Here is a 4036-nt window from a genome sequence, read left to right as displayed (position 1 = left end):
CCGGAAGTACCAGCGAACGGCGCAGCTGATGACGATAGCAGGGAAACGGTGGCCGTGATAAAGCGATTTGGTCTTCTTCATCGCTTCATTCTACCGCCCCATCTCCAGCAACCTGACAGTGCCGCAGGGTTTCCTGCATTGTCTTGGCGCCCCGCAAGGGCAAGTAATGCCGGACGTAACCGTCGAGCACAATGGCTTTGCGCAGGAATTCACCCATCTCCGGATGCGCAGAAAATCCAATCACCCGAAGCGCCGGCGTTCGACCCGAAAGTATTGCCACGCGATTGCGCATGATGTCGCCGTAACGTGTCGGGTCGAGGGGGTTATCTATGAAAAGACGATTCGCAATCACGTGTTCGCCAAACGTCGCAAGCGTTGACGAGCCGCGCTCGGCGACGTCGTACACCGGCCCGTGGTAATAGGGCAGCTCGATTGTCTCGGGCAATCCACGACGCAGCGCAGGATCCGACAGCCGCACGTTAAGCAGGCACGTGCCGGTAAGCAGATATTCATGCGTGAAGCGCGGCTTTGCATCGATTGCGTTCAGCCAGCCGGGTCTGCCTTCGGACAGGTAAAAGGCGCCGCCGCACGACCCGATGCACGAGCCACCGCGAGCGATAAACCCGCGAATCGCCTGATCGACCCCCGTCACTTCTTCAATGCGGTCGAGACCCCAGGTGGCGAAGCCACCGGGAATGATCAGGACATCCGCATGGTCGAGGATTCCCTGTGCAATCTGTACTGCCGACGCGCGCCGATATGCGAGGCCCAGGCTCCATAACGCGTGCGAGTAATACGCGTAGTACGGGTAGCCGATGGCATCGCCGGCGTACAGAACGATTCTGGGCAGACGTAGGCGAGTGCCGGCAGCCGTGCCCGACACACCGTTCAGTGCGCACCGCGCCGCTGCGGCCGCCAACGCGTCCGGGCCGCTGTAGCCATCGTCTGTCAGGGAGACTTCGTGACCACGAGCGATGGCCCGGTGCGCGAACACCGCTACTGCAAGATCGTCCGGCCGCTCGGACCAGTTCCAGCTAAAAGCCATCGCTCAGGCGCCGTTGACGATGCGGTTCCACTGATCGGTCCAGTCGGCGCGGTGTGCCGATATGAACTGCTGATCCAGGTCGATGATCCTGCCAATTTGCGCCTGCGAGAACTGCACTCGCTGCTGAAGTTCTGGCGGAAGCAGTGTCAGCATCTTCGGATTCGACCCTGCGTAGTTGAAGACTTTCGCCGTCCACGCCTGGGATTGCGGCGCAATCGTCATGTTGATGTATTGCTCGGCAAGAGCGCGATGCTTCGTGTTTTTTGCAATGCCGGTCCCCGCCAGATACGAGATCGCGCCTTCACCGGGAAACACCCACTCCACTTTTGCGCCCTTGTCCTGGATCGTGAAGCATTGCGATTTGTACAGCAGGCCGATGGCGGCATCGCCGGACTGCAGCGAATTCATGATGGTGTCGGTGTCGTCGGCCCAGACTGGCTGCAATTTGACCATCTTGCGCAGCATGTCGAAACCCGCCTGGGCATCCTTCGGGTCTTTCCCCGCCGCCATGGCGCCGATGGGAATGATGTAAGGCCCGATCGAATGGGTGATCTGCGGTAGAACTATCCGGCCTTGGTACTCAGGATCCATAGATCCGCGAAACTGCGCGGCGGCTTCTTGACCTGCTCCTTGTTGTACACAATGCCGAGCGCTGAATAGATCATGGCCACCCATCCCCGACGACGGAAACGCGCTGGCACATCCTTCAGGAGCGGCAGGTTCGGCGACGCCGGATCGAGCGTTTCCAGGACGCCTTGCGACTCGGCGAGCGGCACTACGCCGTCGTGAATCTGGATCAGGTCATAAGGCTGATTCGATAAGTCGATTTTCAGCTTGGTGACGCGTTCGACCGGTGTCGGCCCGCGATCCTGAATGATCGAGTAGCCGGTCTTTGCGGTGAACGGCGTATCGACATATTGGGCCATGCCGTTGCCCCAAAGGCCGCCCCACGTGAGCATGGCCATCGACTGCGCGGCCTGTGACCGGACGGACTGTCCGAGGCCTGACAGTCCCATGGCGGTTACAGCCGACGCTTTCAAAAAGTCCCGACGGTACATAAAAATCGCTCCAAGAAAAGGCTAGATCAAGCTCAAGATAAAAGCGGGCAGGGCGCTAGCGCCGGCGATATTTGTGCCACGCGGGGACCAGGAACGCACCGATCGTCAATCCCACTACTTCATGTTCTTCGCGGTACCCGCCTTCGATATGCGTCAGGTTCATCGTGCCAACACATCGGCCGTCATAGGTCACGTGGTTGATACCAATCGCACATTGGTATCAACCTTACATCGGTATGTTTGAATCATTCTGACTGCATTATGCAATGCTTTTCAACATGAAAATAAAAACTGGTGCCGCACTTCAAACCAATGCTGCTTGGTTCGCAACATGAACGACAACGCAGCGGAAACAATTCGGGCTCTCATCGAGACGCGCGGACTCAAGGACGGCGACATGCTGCCGCCCGAACGAGAGCTGGCCGAAGTCATCGGATTAAGCCGGCGCGTTACGTGACTCGCGTGGCTTCATGGAGGGGAACGCCGACGTCTGGCGAGAGGTAGGGCTCGGTACGTTTCTCGGCACGCGCCCGGTGAAGTTTGGCCGCGGCATCGAGATCCTGAGTGTTGACATGAGCCCTGCGGATATCGCGGAATAGCTCGTCGGAACCCACCATCGCGGAACTGGCGGCCGAGAAGGCAACGGCAGAGGATCTGGAAGAGCTCGATAACTGCGTGGGCAAGGCTGTGCGCAAGGCCCTCTTCAAGTACAAGCTGCATGCAGATGGGGAACTGTTCGAGAAAGCATACAGCTGCATTTGGCAGTATTACTAAAGTGAAAAAGGGACCGCGCGACAATCGATATTCTGTCGATCTCGATGCATATCCATGCTGGATGGGTCTCGACGAACGTTGAAGGAGAGGCGCGAAGCGGGGACGTTCGAAATCGGAAATTAGACGCCTAGTAGGAGCTACACGACACCCGCGTCGCGAATGACCGTTGCGCTTCGTAAACTGCCCCTTGAGACCCAACAATTCCACCGACGGCAGTGGGTCGCGTGCCGCCAATCGCAGCTCGCGGTGACTTCAGTCCAATATGCCTAAAGGAGAGGCGGCACCGGGCCAAGAACGTGTGTCGAGGTACCAGCTTAGGATCGCCCCGAAGCGGACCCTCGCGAACTGTTTTGCGTAGCTTGCACGCATCTGAGAGGTCCAGGGAGCTCGTGCGTGAGGAACGCGAACTCCCATGGTTTGGTTACTGATTTCATTCACGCGTCGCGCTGATCAGTTTTCGGCGCGACGTGGACACTCTTCAGGCTGCGGGCGACACAAGCGCAAGTCAGCCATCAACGAAGACGGCGATGCTGCAGAGCGTTCACGCTGAACACAACCACGCGGCGCGGGCGCACGAAGCCGTGCGCGTAGATTCACGCTGTCGGTTTAATGTTCTGGTTGACTCTGAACAGGTTGTCGGGATCGTACTTTGCCTTGATCGAGGCAAGGCGCGCATAGTTCTCGCCGTAGCTCAGTTCGACGCGGTTCCGGGCCTCGTCGGCGTCCATGAAGTTGACATAGGCGCCCTCCAGATTGAACGGGTGAATGGCCCCCCAGTAGGTACGCCCCCAGGTCTTAAGCGCCTCGGCGTCCTTGGGATCGGGGCTGATCGCGGCAATTACCATCGAAAAAGACGCGTCCCGCGCGCTCCACGGCGTGGCATCCCTGGCGACCCTCCGAACGGCGCCGTCGATCGGGTAGAGGTGCATCAGGCAGAAGGGGGTCGGCGCCTTGAGCGCGTTAGCGATGTGCACGTCGATCGCCTCGTCAGGCAACGCCTTGACAAAGTCGCCCTTCCAGTACCACTGCAAGCCCTTAGCAGGCTGTTGAATTTGGGTCCCGTGTAAACGGGGTTTGAAGGACAGGCGTTATGGATATCGTGTTCATGAGATTAGGCGATGAGTGCGATGCGTGGGATTGATGAGATGCAGGAGCCGCT

At 58.8% G+C, this 4036-nt stretch carries 5 protein-coding genes and 1 pseudogene; 1 reads left to right on the top strand and 5 read right to left on the bottom strand.

The window, feature by feature from the left end; all coding sequences use genetic code 11:
* The 4 genes and pseudogenes from ABQJ48_RS37455 to ABQJ48_RS38000 all read right to left on the bottom strand — a co-directional run.
* Window positions 1-81 (bottom strand): annotated as a pseudogene (locus ABQJ48_RS37455) (IS6 family transposase); the annotation flags it as partial.
* Window positions 82-85: 4 nt separating this feature from the next.
* Window positions 86-1045 (bottom strand): hypothetical protein, encoded by a 960-nt coding sequence (locus ABQJ48_RS37450; RefSeq protein WP_367842887.1) that lies wholly within the window; start codon window positions 1043-1045, stop codon window positions 86-88.
* A 3-nt stretch (window positions 1046-1048) separates the two neighbouring features.
* Complete coding sequence (locus ABQJ48_RS38005) at window positions 1049-1636, bottom strand: ABC transporter substrate-binding protein (protein WP_473094250.1); 588 nt, start codon at window positions 1634-1636, stop codon at window positions 1049-1051.
* Entirely contained in the window at window positions 1609-2061 is a 453-nt protein-coding gene (locus ABQJ48_RS38000) for a type 2 periplasmic-binding domain-containing protein (protein ID WP_473094249.1), read from the bottom strand. The genes ABQJ48_RS38005 and ABQJ48_RS38000 overlap by 28 nt, the downstream gene beginning before the upstream one ends.
* A 373-nt stretch (window positions 2062-2434) precedes the next feature.
* Between ABQJ48_RS38000 and ABQJ48_RS37440 the strand changes: the two genes are divergently transcribed.
* A complete protein-coding gene (locus ABQJ48_RS37440; RefSeq protein WP_367842886.1) occupies window positions 2435-2560 on the top strand; it encodes a GntR family transcriptional regulator in 126 nt (41 codons plus the stop codon).
* Window positions 2561-3470: 910 nt separating this feature from the next.
* Here ABQJ48_RS37440 and ABQJ48_RS37435 read toward each other — a convergent pair.
* Window positions 3471-3908, bottom strand: coding sequence for a BBE domain-containing protein (locus ABQJ48_RS37435; RefSeq protein WP_367842885.1), 438 nt, complete (start codon window positions 3906-3908; stop codon window positions 3471-3473).
* Window positions 3909-4036 lie beyond the last annotated feature (128 nt).

Source organism: Paraburkholderia suaedae (assembly GCF_040812055.1).
Taxonomy (GTDB): Bacteria; Pseudomonadota; Gammaproteobacteria; order Burkholderiales; family Burkholderiaceae; genus Paraburkholderia.
Note: the sequence above shows the minus strand (reverse complement) of the source record. Positions and strands in the feature narration are given on the sequence as shown.

Coding starts and splice junctions, on each gene's coding strand:
- ABQJ48_RS37450 (WP_367842887.1), bottom strand. CDS start 1,045: ATGGCTTTTAGCTGGAACTGGTCCGAGCGGCCGGACGATCTTGCAGTA.
- ABQJ48_RS38005 (WP_473094250.1), bottom strand. CDS start 1,636: ATGGATCCTGAGTACCAAGGCCGGATAGTTCTACCGCAGATCACCCAT.
- ABQJ48_RS38000 (WP_473094249.1), bottom strand. CDS start 2,061: ATGGGACTGTCAGGCCTCGGACAGTCCGTCCGGTCACAGGCCGCGCAG.
- ABQJ48_RS37440 (WP_367842886.1), top strand. CDS start 2,435: ATGAACGACAACGCAGCGGAAACAATTCGGGCTCTCATCGAGACGCGC.